The following is a 16,164-nucleotide window of genomic DNA, read 5'->3' on the forward strand; positions in this document are numbered from 1 at the left end:
TTTGTGACTATGGGCCGGATCTCTGTAGGAGCGGCCTTGTGTCGCGATAGGGCCGCAAAGCGGCCCCATCAACATCTGCCTGATGCATGAATCCTGGGGGCGCTTCGCACCCCTTTCGCGACACAAGGCCGCTCCTACACTGACCGGGCAGACCTGTCAGTGGACGAGTAGGCGATGAGGTTCTGTCAGTTGGCAGTGAGCTTGAGGTTGTCCGCGGCGGGCTTGCCATCGAAGGTCGTTACCCCCTCGAGCCAGCGCGCCTTGTCCTCGGGATGATCCTTGAGCCACTGGCGGGCGGATTCCAGCGCGTCCTTGTGGTCGAGCAGCGGCTGCATCATCCGGCTCTCGTCCTCGGCGCTGAAGCTGAGGTTGGCCAGCAGGCGGTGGGCGTTGGGGCAACGTTCGGCATAGTCCGGCGCGGTCACCGTCCACACCGTGGCGCGGCCTTCGTCCGGACCCAGGGCATCCTGGCTGTCGCCGAGATAGACCATGTCGATGTTCACGTTCATCGGGTGCGGTGCCCAGCCGAAGAACACCACCGCCTCCTTGCGCCGTACCGCGCGGTCCACTGCGGCGAGCATGCCGGCCTCGCTCGACTCGACCAGCTGGAACTTGCCCAGGTCGAACTGGTTCTTGGTGATCATCGCCTTGATCTGGGTGTTGGCGCCGGAGCCCGGCTCGATGCCGTATATCTTGCCGCCCAGCTCCTTCTGGAACTTGTGGATGTCGGCGAACGTCTTCAGGCCCTTGTCGGCCAGGTATTTCGGCACGGCCAGGGTGGCGCGGGCGTCTTCCAGGCTGGGCTTGTCGAGGACCTTGACCTGGTTGGCCTGGATGAACGGGGTGATGGTCTGGGTCATGATCGGGTTCCAGTACCCGAGGAACATGTCCAGGCGCTTGTCGCGGATACCGGCGAAGATGATCTGCTGCGAGGCGCTGGTCTGCTTGGTCTGGTAACCCAGGCCATCGAGCAGCACCTGGGCCATGGCGCTGGTGGCGATCACGTCGGTCCAGTTGACCACGCCCAGGCGCACGTCCTTGCAGACGGCGGGTTCGGCGGCGAACAGGGGAGTGGCTACGGTGGTGCTGAGCGCGAGGGACAACAGGCTGCGGCGGATAAAGCGTTGCATGGTGGCTCTCCATCGGCAGTGCATATTGTTATGGGTCCGGCCTCTGCGGGCCGTGAGAACACGCTACGCTGGCGGCAGGGTGGAAAATCGCACCCTGGCGACCAACACTTGCACGGAGGCGACCACCTTCGCGGAGCATGCGATGCCGGAAACCATAGACTTCCTGTTGCTACCCGGCTTTTCCGCCATGGGTTTCATCAGTGCCATCGAGCCGCTGCGCGTGGCCAACCGCTTCCGTGGCCCGTTGTACCGCTGGCGCGTGCTGAGCCTGGACGGTGGCGCGGTAGAGGCCAGCAACGGCATGTCGGTGAATGCCGACGGCGCGCTGGGGGAGGGCGGGCATGGGCGGCTGTTGCTGCTGGTGGCCGGCTTCGAGCCACTGGCGTGCTATGGCGCGGCGCTGCAGCAGGCGCTGCGTCGTCTCGACCATGAAGGCGTGGTGCTCGGGGGTATCGACACGGGCGCGATGGTGCTGGCCGAGGCCGGGCTGCTCGACGGTCACCGGGCGACCCTGCACTGGGAGGCGCTGGAGGCGTTCAAGGAGCGCTATCCACGCCTGCAGGCGACCCAGGAGCTGTTCGAGATCGATCGCCGACGCATCACCTGCGCCGGCGGCACGGCCTCCATCGACCTGATGCTCGACCTGATCGCCCAGGCCCACGGCAGCGAGCTGGCGGTGCAGGTTTCCGAGCAGTTCGTGCTCGGGCGCATCCGTCCACGCCAGGACCATCAGCGCATGGAGATCGCCACGCGCTACGGGCTGCGCAACAAGAAGCTGGTGAAGGTGATCGGCGAGATGGAGCGCAATACCGAGCTGCCGCTCAACACCCAGGTACTGGCCGATGGCGTGCAGGTGACCCGGCGTCAGTTGGAGCGGTTGTTTCGCTTGTATCTGGACGACACGCCCAGTGGTTTCTACCTGCGGCTGCGGCTGGACAAGGCCCGCCAGCTGCTGCGCCAGACCGACATGAGCGTGCTGGAGGTGGCGGTGGCGTGCGGGTTCGAGTCGGCCTCATATTTCACCCGCTGCTATCGGGCGCGGTTCGAGCGGTGTCCGCGGGAAGACAGACGATTGGTCGTGTCATGAACAGAGCATTCGCGGGGCAAGCCCGCTCCCACGTTATCCCCGAAGGCTGGACTGGTGTCCAAGCTTTTTCACAGCGTGGGAGCGGGCTTGCCCCGCGATGGCGCCGGTACAGGCAGTCACTGCTGCCCGATTGACTGCAGATACTCCGACCGCTCGTCGCTACGCTGCGCCACGCAGGTGTTCCACGCGGCCTCGAATGCCTTGCTCCCGGGCTTCTCGGCCCAGGTCTCGACCTTGCAGTCGGCGTCGCGCAGTTGGGTCCAGAGCTTTTCGGCTGCCTCCATCTTGCCGCTCAGCACCGCGGCCTTGTCGCTTTCATCGGCGTACTGGTCGCGGATACGTTGCATCAGGTCGTCATAGGCCGCCTTCAGTTCACGCTCGGCGGTCTGCTTGTTGTAGGCCGCGCAGGCATACCCCTGCTGGTCGGTCTCGACGTTGTCGCAGGGCGTGCTTTCTTCCTCGACGGCGTGCGCGGTACCCGCGACCGCCAGCAGGACCAGCCATGCCATTGATTTCATCCGATTTCTCCTGAACAGGCTGACGAATCGCTGGATTCTCGCTCAGCGCAGGTTCGGGCGATAGCTCCCTGACGAAATGTTCATCAAAGGCCGTTATCGAGACTCGCTCTCATTGCCGAGGGCCGTGCCAGAGCGTGCCAGGTCGGTCATTGACGCTTTCGGCAAACCCCCTGTCGTTTTTGCATCGGGGCGCCTCGGGCGGCAGGCATATGCTGGCCCCAAAGCGCCGGCACGAGGTTCGGCGCATGCAGACTTCAATAAAAGGGGACAGCCTGATGAGCCCAGCCGAACTTCACGCCGACAGCATCGTCATCGACGGCCTGATCATTGCCAAATGGAACCGCGAGCTGTTCGAGGACATGCGCAAGGGCGGGCTGACCGCGGCCAACTGCACGGTCTCGGTGTGGGAGGGCTTCAAGGCCACCGTCGACAACATCGCGTCCAGCCAGAAGCTGATCCGCGAGAACAGCGACCTGGTGATGCCGGTGCGCACCACCGCCGACATCCGCAAGGCCAAGGAGCTGGGCAAGACCGGCATCCTCTTCGGCTTCCAGAACGCCCATGCGTTCGAAGACCAGATCGCCTATGTCGACGTGTTCAAGCAGCTTGGCGTAGGCATCGTGCAGATGTGCTACAACACCCAGAACCTGGTGGGTACCGGTTGCTACGAGCGTGATGGTGGCCTGTCGGGCTTCGGCCGCGAGATCGTCGCCGAGATGAACCGCGTCGGCATCATGTGCGACCTGTCCCACGTCGGCTCCAAGACCTCCGAGGAAGTCATCCTCGAATCGAAAAAGCCAGTCTGCTACTCCCACTGTCTGCCCTCGGGCCTTAAAGAACACCCGCGCAACAAGTCCGACGCAGAGCTGAAGTTCATCGCCGACCACGGCGGCTTCGTCGGCGTGACCATGTTCGCGCCGTTCCTGGCCAAGGGCATCGACTCGACGATCGACGACTATGCCGAAGCCATCGAGTACACCATGAACATCGTCGGTGAAGACGCCATCGGCATCGGCACCGACTTCACCCAGGGCCATGGCCAGGACTTCTTCGAGTACCTGACCCACGACAAGGGCTACGCCCGGCGCCTGACCAACTTCGGCAAGATCATCAACCCGCTGGGTATCCGTACCGTCGGCGAGTTCCCCAACCTGACCGAAACCCTGCTCAAGCGCGGCCACTCCGAACGCGTGGTGCGCAAGATCATGGGCGAGAACTGGGTCAACGTCCTCAAGGATGTGTGGGGCGAGTAAAGCCGCTCTCCAAGCCTGAAAGCCCCTGCCAGCAACGCCGGGGCATCCAAACAAAAAATTTTATGGAGTTGAGTTTCCATGGCCAAGATCGCCCCGCAATTGCCAATCGAAGTCGACAGCGAGACCGGTGTCTGGACCAGCGACGCCCTGCCGATGCTCTACGTGCCACGGCATTTCTTCGTCAACAACCACATGGGCATCGAGGAGGTGCTGGGCGCCGACAAGTACGCCGAGATCCTCTACAAGGCCGGCTACAAGTCCGCCTGGCACTGGTGCGAGAAAGAGGCCGAATGCCATGGACTGGAAGGCGTGGCGGTGTTCGAGCACTACATGAAGCGCCTGTCCCAGCGGGGCTGGGGCCTGTTTCAGATCCAGGACATCGACCTGGATAAAGGCACCTGCAGCGTCAAGCTCAAGCACTCCGCATTCGTGTACGTGTATGGCAAGTGCGGCCGCAAGGTCGACTACATGTTCACCGGCTGGTTCGCCGGGGCCATGGACCAGATTCTCGCTGCCCGCGGCAGCTCGATCCGCACAGTGGCCGAACAGGTCTACGGCGGTTCGGAAGAAGGCCACGAAGATGGCCTGTTCGTTACAAAGCCGTTGTAAGCCGGAGATAGCGTCATGGCCTTCGAAGCAATGTTCCAGCCGATCCAGATCGGCAAGCTGACCGTCCGCAACCGCGTGCTGAGCACCGCGCACGCCGAGGTCTACGCCACCGACGGCGGCATGACCACCGACCGCTACGTGAAGTACTACGAAGAGAAGGCCAAGGGCGGCATCGGCCTGGCCATCTGCGGCGGCTCGTCGGTGGTGGCCATCGACAGCCCGCAGGAGTGGTGGTCGTCGGTCAACCTGTCCACCGACCGCATCATCCCGCACTTCCAGAACCTCGCCGACGCCATGCACAAGCATGGCGCCAAGATCATGATCCAGATTACCCACATGGGTCGTCGCTCGCGCTGGGACGGCTTCAACTGGCCGACCCTGATGTCGCCGTCGGGCATCCGCGAACCCGTGCACCGCGCCACCTGCAAGACCATCGAGGTGGAGGAGATCTGGCGGGTGATCGGCAACTACGCGCAAGCGGCGCGTCGTGCCAAGGAGGGCGGTCTGGACGGCGTCGAGCTGTCGGCCGTGCACCAGCACATGATCGACCAGTTCTGGAGCCCACGGGTCAACAAGCGTACCGACGAGTGGGGCGGCACCTTCGAAGGTCGCATGAAGTTTGGCCTGGAAGTGCTCAAGGCCGTGCGCAAGGAAGTCGGCGACGACTTCTGCGTGGGCATGCGCATCTGCGGCGACGAGTTCCATCCCGATGGCCTCAGCCACGAGGACATGAAGCAGATCGCCGCCTACTACGACGCCACCGGCATGCTCGATTTCATCGGCGTGGTCGGCTCTGGCTGCGACACCCACAACACCCTGGCCAACGTCATCCCCAACATGAGCTATCCGCCGGAGCCGTTCCTGCACCTGGCGGCCGGCATCAAGGAAGTGGTCAAGGTCCCGGTGCTGCACGCGCAGAACATCAAGGACCCGAACCAGGCCACGCGCATCCTCGAAGGCGGTTACGTCGACATGGTCGGCATGACCCGCGCGCACATCGCCGACCCGCACCTGATCGCCAAGATCAAGATGGGCCAGGTCGACCAGATCAAGCAGTGCGTCGGTGCCAACTACTGCATCGACCGTCAGTACCAGGGCCTGGATGTGCTGTGCATCCAGAACGCCGCGACCTCCCGTGAATACATGGGCGTGCCGCACATCATCGAGAAATCCACCGGGCCGAAGCGCAAGGTGGTGGTGGTCGGCGCCGGCCCGGCCGGCATGGAGGCGGCCCGCGTCGCCGCCGAGCGTGGCCACGACGTCACCGTGTTCGAGAAGAAGGACCAGATCGGCGGGCAGATCACCATCGCCGCCAAGGCGCCGCAGCGCGACCAGATCGCCGGCATCACCCGCTGGTACCAGCTGGAGTTCGCCCGCCTGAAGGTCGACCTGCGCCTGGGTACCGCCGCGGATGTGGACACCATCCAGGACCTGCGCCCGGACATCATCGTGCTGGCGGTGGGCGGCCATTCGTTCCTCGAGCAGAACGAGCACTGGGGCGCCGCCGAAGGGCTGGTGGTGAGCAGCTGGGACGTGCTCGACGGCAAGGTCGCGCCGGGCAAGAACGTGCTGGTGTACGACACCATCTGCGAATTCACCGGCATGTCGGTGGCCGACTTCATCGCCGACAAGGGCAGCCAGGTCGAGATCGTCACCGACGACATCAAGCCGGGCGTGGCCATGGGCGGCACGACCTTCCCGACCTACTACCGCAGCATGTACCCGAAAGAAGTGATCATGACTGGCGACATGATGCTGGAAAAGGTCTACCGCGAGGGCGACAAGCTGGTGGCAGTGCTCGAGAACGAGTACACCGGCGCCAAGGAAGAGCGCGTGGTCGACCAGGTGGTGGTGGAGAACGGCGTGCGCCCTGACGAGCAGCTGTACTACGCGCTCAAGGACGGCTCGCGCAACAAGGGCCAGATCGACGTGGAGGCGCTGTTCGCCATCAAGCCGCAGCCGATCCTCAGCCAGCCGGGCGAGGGCTACCTGCTTTACCGCATCGGCGACTGCGTGGCCCAGCGCAACGTGCATGCGGCGATCTATGACGCCTTGCGCTTGTGCAAGGACTTCTGATCGCACCGCCTCTCTGTAGGAGCGGATTTATCCGCGATGGGGCCGGCCCAGGCTGATGGGTTGTCGCTGCCGGCGCTATCGCGGATGAATCCGCTCCTACAGGGCTCCGCGTCGCTCTTGGGAGCGGCGCAAGAATCCAGCTGTTGTGGGAGCCTCCCATGTTGAACACCCTCTTACCCATCCTGCTGTTCACCGCCCTCGGCCTGGCGGTGCTTGGCGCCCTGCGCCGGGTGCGCATGTGGCGGCGTGGGCGGCCTAGCAAGGTTGACCTGATCGGTGGCCTGCTGGCCATGCCACGGCGTTACCTGGTGGACCTGCACCATGTGGTCGAGCGCGACAAGTACATGTCCAAGACCCACGTCGCCACCGCTGGCGGCTTCGTGCTGTCGGCCGTGCTGGCGATCCTGGTGCACGGCTTCGGCCTGCACAGCACGATCCTTGGCTACGCCTTGCTGTTGGCCACGGTGATCATGTTCACCGGTGCGATCTTTGTCTTCAAACGCCGCCTGAACCCACCGTCGCGCCTGTCAAAGGGCCCTTGGATGCGTCTGCCCAAGAGCCTGCTGATGTTCGCGGCGAGCTTCTTCATCGCCACGCTGCCGGTTGCCGGCATCCTGCCGGAAGGGACCGGTGGCTGGGTGCTCGTCGCCTTGCTGGGCCTTGGCGTGCTGTGGGGCGTGTCCGAGCTGTTCTTCGGCATGACCTGGGGCGGCCCGATGAAGCACGCCTTCGCCGGCGCTCTGCACCTGGCATGGCACCGCCGCGCCGAGCGCTTCGGCGGTGGCCGCTCCACCGGCCTCAAGCCGCTGGACCTCGAAGACCCCAACGCACCGCTGGGCGTGGAGAAACCGGTCGATTTCACCTGGAACCAACTGCTCGGCTTCGACGCCTGCGTGCAGTGCGGCAAGTGCGAGGCCATGTGCCCGGCGTTCGCCGCCGGCCAGCCGCTGAACCCGAAAAAGCTGATCCAGGACATGGTCATCGGCCTGGCCGGTGGCACCGACGCGCAGTTCGCCGGCAGCCCCTACCCAGGCAAGCCGGTCGGCGAACATGGCGGCCATCCGCACCAGCCAATCGTCAACGGCCTGGTGGATGCCGAGACATTGTGGTCGTGCACCACCTGCCGCGCCTGCGTCGAGGAATGCCCGATGATGATCGAGCACGTCGATGCCATCGTCGACATGCGCCGCCACCTGACCCTGGAAAAGGGTGCCACGCCGAACAAGGGCGCCGAGGTGCTGGACAACCTGATCGCCACCGACAACCCCGGCGGTTTCGCCCCGGGCGGGCGGATGAACTGGGCGGCCGACCTCAACCTGAAACTGCTGTCCGAGGTGAAGCGCACCGAGGTGCTGTTCTGGGTCGGCGATGGCGCCTTCGACATGCGCAACCAACGCACCCTGCGCGCGTTCGTCAAAGTGCTCAAGGCCTCGGGCGTGGACTTCGCCGTGCTCGGCCTGGAAGAACGCGACAGCGGTGACGTGGCCCGGCGCCTGGGCGACGAGGCGACCTTCCAGCAACTGGCCAAGCGCAATATCCAGACCCTGGGCAAATACGGCTTCCAGCGCATCGTCACCTGCGATCCGCACAGCTTCCATGTGCTGAAGAACGAGTACGGCGCTCTCGGCGGCGAATACCAGGTGCAGCACCACAGCACCTACATTGCCGAGCTGATCGCCGCGAACAAGCTCAACCTCGGCCAGCACAAGGGTGGCAGCGTCACCTACCACGACCCGTGCTACCTGGGCCGTTACAACGGCGAATACGAAGCCCCGCGCGAAGTGCTCAAGGCGCTGGGTATCGAAGTGCGCGAGATGCAGCGCTCGGGCTTCCGCTCACGCTGCTGCGGTGGTGGTGGCGGTGCGCCGATCACCGATATTCCCGGCAAGCAGCGTATTCCCGACATGCGCATGGACGATATCCGCGAGACTGAGGCCGAGTTGGTGGCAGTGGGTTGTCCACAGTGCACGGCGATGCTCGAGGGCGTGGTCGAACCGCGTCCGCAGATCAAGGACCTGGCCGAGCTGGTCGCCGATGTGCTGATCGAAGACGAAGCCCCTGCAACCCCGAAGTCGCAGGCTGCCAAACGTGAACCTGCGGAGGTGCACTGATGAGCGACATCATCCGCCGCGATCCACGCGCCGAGTGGATCGCCCGTAACCGCCTGCATCCGCTGCACGCGGCGATGCAGACGCAACAGACCAGCTGGATGGGCCCGCACGGCATCATCCGCAAGAACCCGCACGCGATCGCCGCCGGCTTCATCGGCCCCAGCGGCCTCAAGCGCATCGACCGCAGCGGCGTCCAGCAGGGCACCGGTGTCGGCGGGCGCCGCAGCGCGGCGGCCGAAGTGCAGTTGCCGCTGCATCAAGTGGTTGAGCCTGCCTTCTACATCGCCGTGGTGCCGGACATGGTCGGTGGCCGCCTGGGCAGCCACGACCGCGACCTGCTGGGCCTTGCCCACAGCCTCGCCGGCAGCGACGGCGCGGTGTTGGCGGTTGTGTTCGGCGAGCACAAGGAAAACAACTTTTCCACAGCCGGCGTCGATCGCTTGCTGGTCATCGAGGGCGAGGCCTTCGAAGGTTATGCACCGGAGCAACTGGTGCAGGGCTTGCGGGCTGTGGATAACCAGTTCGCGCCGCGCCACTGGTTGTTGCCCGACAGTCGTACCGGCGGTGGGGAACTGGGGCGCCGCCTGGCCGCCGCGCTGGGCGAACGCCCGGCGACGCGGGTGTGGCAGGTCAAGGATGGCCAGTGCATCGGCCGTGCCGGTGCCGGTCATCAGGATATCCAGCGCAGCGTGCCACGCCTGATCCTGGCCGCCGCCGAATGCGCCGAGCCGGTCAGCGAGACCCGTCACGAAGCGCTGCCGGTGGAGTTGTCCACAGGCGTGGCGCGCAGCCTGTCGCGTATCGAAGACCTGGGTTCGGTGGCCGTGGACCCGGCTGCCATCGCCATGGCCGAGGCCGAGTTCATCGTCTCCGGCGGCAACGGCGTCAAGGATTGGGACCTGTACCACCAGGCCACGGCGGCCCTCGGTGCCACCGAGGGCGCGTCGCGGGTGGCGGTGGACGACGGCTTCATGCCGCGCAACCGCCAGGTCGGCGCCACCGGCACCTGGGTCACGGCGCGGGTCTACGTGGCCGTGGGTATCTCCGGCGCCATCCAGCACCTGCAGGGCATCGGCGCCTGCGACAAGGTGGTGGCGATCAACATGGACCCGGGCTGCGACATGATCAAGCGGGCCGACCTGTCGGTGATTGGCGACAGCTCGGCGATTCTCAAGGCGCTGATCGAGGCTGTGGACAACTTCCGCAGCGGCGGCCAGCGCGACGCGGCATAGGGGCAGCGAGCATGAGTACGAAAGTCATCAGCCTGGTCTCGATCGGCGCCCACCCCAGCTCCGGCCGCGCCCGCCGCGCCGAGCAGGATGCCCGCGCCGTTGAGCTGGGCTTGCAGCTGGCTGGGGATAACTTGCAGGTGGTGCATGCCGGCGATCCTCGCGAAGAGGCGCTGCGTGCCTACCTGGGCATGGGGCTGGATCACCTGGATGTGCTGGTACAGCCCGCTGGCGCCGATGTGCTGGGCGTGCTTGGCGATTATCTGCGTGACGCGGGAGCCCAGCTGGTGCTGACCGGCAGCCAGGCGGAAACCGGCGAAGGCTCGGGTATGCTGCCATTCCTGCTGGCCGAGAAGCTGGGCTGGCCGCTGGTAGTGGGGCTGGCTGAGGTCGAATCCATCGACAACGGCACCGCCCAGGTGCTGCAGGCTCTGCCACGGGGCCAACGGCGCCGCCTGAAGGTGCGCCTGCCGTTGTTGGCGACTGTGGATAACGCTGCGCCCAAGCCTCGGCAATCGGCGTTCGGCCCGGCCCGGCGTGGTGTGCTGGCGGCGCGCAACGTGGCGCTGATCGAGGATCCGCTGCTCGCCGAGGATGCGCTGCAACCGGCCAGGCCAAGGCCCAAGCGCCTCAAGGTGATCAAGGCCAAGAGCGGCGCCGACCGCATGAAGGCCGCCACGGCCAAGGCCAGTGGCGGGGGCGGCAAGGTGCTCAAGGATGTGTCTCCCCAGGAAGGCGCCGAGGCGATCCTGAAGCTTCTGCTGGAGGAAGGCGTCCTGCGCTGAGGCCATCGCTTGCTGCTCCCGTAGGCCCGCCCAGGGCCTGCATGAGACCGCGCCTCTGGTTTTGCCCACCGAATCTGTTCGCCACGTTGTGGATAAAGTGTTTGTCACTCGCTGGAGGCTACGCAGTTCAAAGCTTGCAGCGAGTTGATCAAATAACGATCAGTGCCAGTCTTTGGTGGGTGACGGTTCGTCAATCCAGCTCGGATGCATCCTATGGGCTTTTGCCCACAAATACTGTTGGCCGGTCTGTGGATAATATGTAAAGACATGCCTGGAGCTGGCGGCACTATTGGCTTGCACCCTATTGATCATAAAATGAACAAAGCCGTATTGGCGGGTGTAAAACCAGGCGTCAGTGTACTTTCAGCATGATATCCACAGGAGTCCTGGCATGCAGCGCGCTGTTGTCAACAAATGCTGTTGGCGTTTCTGTGGATAATATGTTGGATGAATGTCGCAGGCCCTGATTTCTCTGGGCTAAAGCGGGTTGAGTGTTTTTTGACCAGTTGATTGCCGGTGACGGCCCGGCGGGGTGTTGTGGATAACACTGATGCTGACCGGTCGAGCTACTCGCCATTGACCTGGCATTTTTGCCAGTTATCACAATTGCGCGTCGGTGTTAGCGTGCTTTCAGTTGGCCTGCTGCAGGGCTGTGCACGCATTCGCAGGGCAGGCATAGACCCTATCGGCTGCCATTTCCTCGTAGGAGTCGCGGTTAATGTCGAGCACACTACTGGCAGTTGACCGCCTTCACAGTCCACTTGCCCGGTTTGGTGCAAGCAATAGCATTGCCGCGTACTTGCCATACGGCCACAAGCATGGGCTGGTAGATAAGCCAAGGCTCGGTTTCACTGGCCAGCTGTGCGAGCCCGTAGTGGGTTGGTATTCCCTGGGCAATGGCTATAGGGTCTATAATCCAGTTTTGATGTGTTTTCACTCGCCAGACAGGCTAAGCCCTTTTGGTAAAGGTGGGATCAATACCTATGCATATTGTGTTCGTGACCCGATAAACAGGGCTGACCCAAGTGGAAGGTTTGGATCGCAGATGGCCACTATTTATCTCGGCGGAAAGGTCTCGCTTGACCTTATAAATATTGGGTTGAAATGGTGGCGACAGAAGTTGACCAAGTCGACTCGCCCCTGGACGGATCCTATGAAGTATGTCGAGATTACTAGTCGCGGGTTAAAGGTTTTTTCGTTGGCTACGTTTGGCACTAGCGAGATTGTTAAGAGAAGCGCTTCTGATGTAACTGATCCTGCCGATACACTCCAGATCATGGAGAGAGATAGTAAGTTAAATGATGCCGATACTGTCAGGGGCGTTGCCATGCTTGCTGCTCTTGGCTCGAATGTTCTTGATATGTGGGTGAATATTGTGGATGTAGACAGGGCGAGGCATAAGAAGGCTATAGCAGAGGATGCTGCAAACGTTCGAGGGCAGCAGGCTTCCTCCGAGGAAGCGGCTATGATTGATATTGGTGATGCAGATGGCGGAGGTTAGAAATCAGGCTCAAGTTAAGCAGTGATTAATTGTGTTGCATTTTCTACACGATATGTGATTTATGAGTCATAAGTGAATGGATGTCCTGCACTTCAGAGCCACGCCTGCTGCCAATAGGCGCAGGCATGGCTGATGCTCTTGCTACTGTGCCAGAACTTCCTTGAGATACGGCGCCGGCGCAGCCCCCAGATTGTTCAACAACCGCTGACTGTACCAATCAATAAAATTCACCACCCCAAACTCATAAGTCTTCGAATACGGCCCCGGCTGGTACGCCGTGGAATTGATCCCCCGCTGGTTCTCCTCGGCCAGCCGCCGATCCTGGTCGTTGGTGGCATCCCACACCTTGCGCATGTCCTCGGGCTTGTAGTCCACACCCTCCACCGCATCCTTGTGCACCAGCCACTTGGTGGTGACCATGGTTTCCTGCGCGCTGATCGGCCACACGGTGAACACGATCATGTGGTCGCCCATGCAGTGGTTCCACGAATGCGGAAGGTGCAGGATGCGCATCGAGCCGAGGTCCGGGTTCTTGATGCGGCCCATCAGCTTCTGGCAGGCCTGCTTGCCGTCCATGGTCATCGACACGGTGCCCTTGAGCAGCGGCATGCGCACGATGCGGTTACGCAGGCCGTGGCTCTTGTGCAGGTACGGGATCTTCTCGGCTTCCCAGGCGGCGGCCGAGGCGGCGACGTGGTCCTTGAATTCCTGGCTGGCGCGCGGGTCGTTGGTGTCGTCCCATTCCAGCAAGGTCTTCAGCAGTTCGGGGTGCGAGCCGCTGCAGTGGTAGCACTCGCGGTTGTTCTCCAGCACCAGCTTCCAGTTGGCCTTCTCCATCAAGGTGGTCTGCACCGCCACCTTGGTGTTCTCCATGTCGTAGGGTTCCATGTAGTGGTCGAGGGTGGCGAGGAACTCGTCGATGGCCGGCGGGTTCTCGGCCAGGCTGATGAAGATGTAGCCACCGGCCACCTTCACGTTCACAGGCTTGAGGCCGTACTGGTTCATGTCGAAGTCGGCGCCCATCTCGGTGCCGGCGAACAGCAGGCGGCCATCGAGTTCGTAGGTCCACTGGTGGTAGTGGCAGACCAGCTTGGCCACCTTGCCTTTGTCGCTGACGCACAGGCGCGAACCGCGGTGGCGGCAGACGTTGTGGAAGGCATGCACCTTACCCTCGGCACCGCGTATCACGATGATCGGGTTCTTGCCGATCTGCAGGGTGATGTAGTTGCCCTTGGTCGGGATCTCGCAAACCATGCCGGCGATCAGCCATTCCTTGTGGAAGATCTCCTGCATGTCGATCTGGAACAGGCGCTCGTCGCAGTAGAACGGTTGCGGCAGCGAGTAGGTGCGCTCGCGGGTCTGCAGCATCTCGGCGGTGGCCTTGCGTGCAGGTTCCAGTGGATCGCCCAGGCTCAGGGTTGCGGTGACGTCCATCGTGTGGTCCTCGGGGCCGCGTGCGGCCGGCTGAAGTGGCTAATCGTTGTTTTAGTGCCGCAAGGCTGTTGTTCGCGATAAACAGCATGTTGTTTTGCCGAGGAGTGTGCGTCCGGGCCGGGAAAGGACCATATCCACGGGCGACATGGCCGCATCGAATTCCGACGCGCCAGCCCTTGTAGCGCGGGGCTGGTCGCGATAAGCACGCCGATGTCGCGGATGGGAATGTACGGCGCGGTGCGCTTGCGCATTATCGGAGCCATAAGAAAGCCGACACTCGGCTGCTGGAGATGAACATGTCCGATACCTTCCTCAATCCGGTTACCACCCAGACCTGGGCCAATGGCCGCCACATCGTGCGTTGCGTCAAGGTCATCCAGGAAACCTGGGACGTGCGCACCTTCTGCTTCATGGCCGACCAGCCGATCATGTTCTTCTTCAAGCCCGGGCAGTTCGTCACCCTGGAGCTGGAGATCGAAGGCAAACCGGTGATGCGTTCGTACACCATCTCCAGTTCGCCGTCGGTGCCCTACAGCTTCTCCATCACCGTCAAGCGCGTGCCGGGCGGGCTGGTGTCGAACTTCCTCCACGACACCATGCACGAAGGCGCAGAGCTGCCGGTGCACGGGCCGGTGGGGTTGTTCAACGCCATCGACTTCCCGGCGGGCAAGGTGCTGTACCTCTCGGGCGGCGTCGGCATCACCCCGGTGATGTCCATGGCCCGCTGGTTCTACGACACCAACGCCAACGTCGACATGGTCTTCGTGCACAGCGCCCGCTCGCCGAAGGACATCATCTACCACCGCGAGCTGGAGCAGATGGCCTCGCGCATCCCCAATTTCAGCCTGCACATCATCTGCGAGAAGCACGGGCTGGGTGAGCCGTGGGCCGGTTATCGCGGCTACCTGAACCAGCGGCTCATGGAACTGATCGCCCCGGACTACCTGGAGCGCGTGATCTTCTGCTGCGGCCCGACGCCGTACATGAGCGCGGTCAAGCGCATGCTCGAGGCGGTCGGTTTCGACATGAAGAACTACCACGAGGAATCGTTCGGCGCGACGCCGCCGGAGGCCAAGGCCGACGCGGTGGAACATGCCGAAGCCGCGGCCGACGCGCCGGATGTGGATGTCGCCGACCTCAACCTGGTGGAGTTCGTCGGTAGCGACAAGAGCATCCGCGTGGTCCCGGGCGAGACCGTGCACGCGGCGGCGGCCAAGGTCGGGTTGATGATTCCCAAGGCCTGCGGCATGGGCATCTGCGGCACCTGCAAGGTGCTCAAGCTCGGCGGCGAGGTGGAGATGGTGCACAACGGCGGGATCACCGAAGAGGATGAGGCCGAGGGCTACATCCTGTCGTGCTGCAGCGTGCCGAAGGGGGATGTGCGGATCGAGTATTGATCTGCATTCGCAGGGGCTGCTTCGCAGGGGCTGCTTCGCAGCCCTTTCGCCGGCAAGCCGGCTCCCACAGGTATAGCGTGGGCCTTTGTGGGAGCCGGCTTGCCGGCGATGGGCCGCAACGCGGTCCTGCTGGCATAGGTACCTGATACTTTTGCCAGTTCCACTACCGCTGCATCGCTGCCAAGCTTCGGACAGAATCCTCGACGAAGGGCAGTAGACAGTGTCTACCTACCTGCTTGCCTGCGACAGACAGAACAGCCCCATCGACGGTGTTGGGTATCCCGGCCGCAGTTACACAGCCTATGGTGCGAGACCGTCACCGATCGGCCCGATGACAGGCTTCTGTGGCCAGCCACGCGATGCGCGAATGGATCGCTATCCATTGGGTAATGGGCACCGTCGGTACAACCCTGTGTTGATGCGCTTTCATGAGCCTGATGCGCTGAGCCCGTTCGGAGAGGGTGGGATCAACCCCTACGCATACTGCGGTGCGGATCCGGTAAACCGCAATGACCCGACAGGTAGGATCCCGGGAGCAGTCATGCTCGTCGCTTCAGCGATACAACACACGCTCGGAGTGACATGGACATGGAGGACCTGGCCGCAGGGCGGAAAGTTGGCTGTAGCCTCAGCGCTGTCCAAAAAAACGGGTCATGCCTTGTTGATGACTGCGCTTACTTTGAAGGTTGCCGGTACTCCGGGTGCTCAAGAACTCTCTCTTGCCGGAGTCGTTGCGTTGGGCACAGCATCAGCGTTGAAACATCGCGAGCTTACCTTGAAAAACAGGGAAAATGGGACGGTAGTGGCTCAATACCAAGGCTCGGATAGCAGGGGTCCGCTAATGGCTACGCTTCCCGTCAGTGAGCAGCCAGATGGATTGGAGCAGGTCGTCACGGAACGCCCTCCAGACCCGTTGAGCACCCCTAGTGACATGAACCAACGTGTCTACAACATGAGAGAGGCGGATGGAGTACAAGTTGTCTGATGTAACTGACCATGGCTGCCACTATTTGGCAGGCATGGTCAGCCTCACG

At 62.9% G+C, this 16,164-nt stretch carries 13 protein-coding genes; 10 read left to right on the forward strand and 3 right to left on the reverse strand.

Annotated elements, in window-relative coordinates:
- Window positions 1-185: 185 nt before the first annotated feature.
- Window positions 186-1,130 carry a choline ABC transporter substrate-binding protein gene (gene choX / locus HU751_RS17025; RefSeq protein ID WP_186731752.1) on the reverse strand — a complete coding sequence of 315 codons (945 nt, stop codon included), beginning with the start codon at window positions 1,128-1,130 and terminating at the stop codon, window positions 186-188.
- Between the two features lie 142 nt (window positions 1,131-1,272).
- Between choX and HU751_RS17030 the strand changes: the two genes are divergently transcribed.
- Window positions 1,273-2,217, forward strand: a complete 945-nt coding sequence (locus HU751_RS17030) for a GlxA family transcriptional regulator (protein WP_186712607.1) — start codon at window positions 1,273-1,275, stop codon at window positions 2,215-2,217.
- A gap of 116 nt (window positions 2,218-2,333) precedes the next feature.
- Here the strand turns inward: HU751_RS17030 and HU751_RS17035 are convergent, their stop codons facing one another.
- Window positions 2,334-2,735, reverse strand: coding sequence for a lysozyme inhibitor LprI family protein (locus HU751_RS17035; RefSeq protein ID WP_186731751.1), 402 nt, complete (start codon window positions 2,733-2,735; stop codon window positions 2,334-2,336).
- 275 nt (window positions 2,736-3,010) lie between these two features.
- Between HU751_RS17035 and HU751_RS17040 the strand changes: the two genes are divergently transcribed.
- From HU751_RS17040 to HU751_RS17070, 7 genes are all read left to right on the forward strand, one after another.
- Window positions 3,011-3,988: a dipeptidase gene (locus tag HU751_RS17040; RefSeq protein WP_011536164.1), complete on the forward strand. Its 978-nt coding sequence runs from the start codon at window positions 3,011-3,013 to the stop codon at window positions 3,986-3,988.
- A gap of 78 nt (window positions 3,989-4,066) precedes the next feature.
- Window positions 4,067-4,597: a DUF5943 domain-containing protein gene (locus tag HU751_RS17045; RefSeq protein WP_028688448.1), complete on the forward strand. Its 531-nt coding sequence runs from the start codon at window positions 4,067-4,069 to the stop codon at window positions 4,595-4,597.
- Between the two features lie 15 nt (window positions 4,598-4,612).
- Window positions 4,613-6,673 carry a dimethylglycine demethylation protein DgcA gene (dgcA, locus tag HU751_RS17050; RefSeq protein WP_186731750.1) on the forward strand — a complete coding sequence of 687 codons (2,061 nt, stop codon included), beginning with the start codon at window positions 4,613-4,615 and terminating at the stop codon, window positions 6,671-6,673.
- Window positions 6,674-6,831: 158 nt separating this feature from the next.
- Complete coding sequence (gene dgcB, locus HU751_RS17055) at window positions 6,832-8,784, forward strand: dimethylglycine demethylation protein DgcB (RefSeq protein WP_186731749.1); 1,953 nt, start codon at window positions 6,832-6,834, stop codon at window positions 8,782-8,784.
- Window positions 8,784-10,016 carry an electron transfer flavoprotein subunit alpha gene (gene etfA, locus HU751_RS17060; RefSeq protein ID WP_186731748.1) on the forward strand — a complete coding sequence of 411 codons (1,233 nt, stop codon included), beginning with the start codon at window positions 8,784-8,786 and terminating at the stop codon, window positions 10,014-10,016. Before dgcB ends, etfA begins: the two co-directional genes overlap by 1 nt.
- Before the next feature lie 11 nt (window positions 10,017-10,027).
- Window positions 10,028-10,798, forward strand: coding sequence for an electron transfer flavoprotein subunit beta (gene etfB, locus HU751_RS17065; RefSeq protein WP_186731747.1), 771 nt, complete (start codon window positions 10,028-10,030; stop codon window positions 10,796-10,798).
- Between the two features lie 718 nt (window positions 10,799-11,516).
- On the forward strand, window positions 11,517-12,299 hold the full coding sequence (locus tag HU751_RS17070; RefSeq protein ID WP_186731746.1) for an RHS repeat-associated core domain-containing protein: 783 nt from the start codon (window positions 11,517-11,519) through the stop codon (window positions 12,297-12,299).
- A gap of 141 nt (window positions 12,300-12,440) precedes the next feature.
- On the opposite strand, the gene gbca is transcribed toward HU751_RS17070, so the two are convergent.
- Window positions 12,441-13,733 (reverse strand): glycine betaine monooxygenase oxygenase subunit, encoded by a 1,293-nt coding sequence (gbca, locus tag HU751_RS17075; RefSeq protein WP_186731745.1) that lies wholly within the window; start codon window positions 13,731-13,733, stop codon window positions 12,441-12,443.
- Window positions 13,734-14,029: 296 nt separating this feature from the next.
- On the opposite strand from gbca, the gene gbcB reads away from it, so the two are divergent.
- Window positions 14,030-15,130, forward strand: coding sequence for a glycine betaine monooxygenase reductase subunit (gbcB, locus tag HU751_RS17080; RefSeq protein ID WP_186731744.1), 1,101 nt, complete (start codon window positions 14,030-14,032; stop codon window positions 15,128-15,130).
- Window positions 15,131-15,350: 220 nt separating this feature from the next.
- Entirely contained in the window at window positions 15,351-16,115 is a 765-nt protein-coding gene (locus HU751_RS17085) for an RHS repeat-associated core domain-containing protein (RefSeq protein WP_367616964.1), read from the forward strand.
- Window positions 16,116-16,164 lie beyond the last annotated feature (49 nt).

Origin of the sequence: Pseudomonas peradeniyensis, from assembly GCF_014268935.2 — a bacterium.
Lineage (GTDB): Bacteria > Pseudomonadota > Gammaproteobacteria > Pseudomonadales > Pseudomonadaceae > Aquipseudomonas > Aquipseudomonas peradeniyensis.

Excerpts from the sequence above, each read along its gene's own strand:
- choX (WP_186731752.1), bottom strand. The coding sequence starts at position 1,130 with ATGCAACGCTTTATCCGCCGCAGCCTGTTGTCCCTCGCGCTCAGCACC.
- HU751_RS17030 (WP_186712607.1), top strand. The coding sequence starts at position 1,273 with ATGCCGGAAACCATAGACTTCCTGTTGCTACCCGGCTTTTCCGCCATG.
- HU751_RS17035 (WP_186731751.1), bottom strand. The coding sequence starts at position 2,735 with ATGAAATCAATGGCATGGCTGGTCCTGCTGGCGGTCGCGGGTACCGCG.
- HU751_RS17040 (WP_011536164.1), top strand. The coding sequence starts at position 3,011 with ATGAGCCCAGCCGAACTTCACGCCGACAGCATCGTCATCGACGGCCTG.
- HU751_RS17045 (WP_028688448.1), top strand. The coding sequence starts at position 4,067 with ATGGCCAAGATCGCCCCGCAATTGCCAATCGAAGTCGACAGCGAGACC.
- dgcA (WP_186731750.1), top strand. The coding sequence starts at position 4,613 with ATGGCCTTCGAAGCAATGTTCCAGCCGATCCAGATCGGCAAGCTGACC.
- dgcB (WP_186731749.1), top strand. The coding sequence starts at position 6,832 with ATGTTGAACACCCTCTTACCCATCCTGCTGTTCACCGCCCTCGGCCTG.
- etfA (WP_186731748.1), top strand. The coding sequence starts at position 8,784 with ATGAGCGACATCATCCGCCGCGATCCACGCGCCGAGTGGATCGCCCGT.
- etfB (WP_186731747.1), top strand. The coding sequence starts at position 10,028 with ATGAGTACGAAAGTCATCAGCCTGGTCTCGATCGGCGCCCACCCCAGC.
- HU751_RS17070 (WP_186731746.1), top strand. The coding sequence starts at position 11,517 with ATGTCGAGCACACTACTGGCAGTTGACCGCCTTCACAGTCCACTTGCC.
- gbca (WP_186731745.1), bottom strand. The coding sequence starts at position 13,733 with ATGGACGTCACCGCAACCCTGAGCCTGGGCGATCCACTGGAACCTGCA.
- gbcB (WP_186731744.1), top strand. The coding sequence starts at position 14,030 with ATGTCCGATACCTTCCTCAATCCGGTTACCACCCAGACCTGGGCCAAT.